This window comes from uncultured Psychromonas sp. (assembly GCF_947489755.1).
Taxonomy (GTDB): domain Bacteria; phylum Pseudomonadota; class Gammaproteobacteria; order Enterobacterales; family Psychromonadaceae; genus Psychromonas.
Genome location: NZ_CANLFB010000095.1, coordinates 1 through 264, shown reverse-complemented (window position 1 = coordinate 264; position 264 = coordinate 1). Strand labels below are relative to the sequence as shown.

1 protein-coding gene is annotated in these 264 nt (G+C 51.1%); it reads left to right on the top strand.

Features of this window, described 5'->3' with window-relative positions:
* The coding region (locus Q0794_RS18155; RefSeq protein ID WP_298944288.1) for an Ig-like domain-containing protein at window positions 1–264 on the top strand (264 nt) is incomplete at both ends.

Sequence of the window (264 nt, the reverse complement as noted above, 5' to 3'; positions counted from 1 at the left end):
CCTGATTCGTTTACGTACACCAACGAAGATGGCAGCACAGAAACGGTCACTGTGACGGTTGAAGCAGTGGCGGATGACACGGTTGTGGCTGCCGATGCGGCAACAACGAATGAAGATACCCCGATCATCATTGATGTATTAGAGAATGATACAGACGCAGATGGCGTGGTTTCACCGGTTGCATCATTGACGGATGGCGAGAACGGCACGGTCACGATCAACGATGATGGTACGGTGACGTACACGCCAAACGCTGACTTTAAT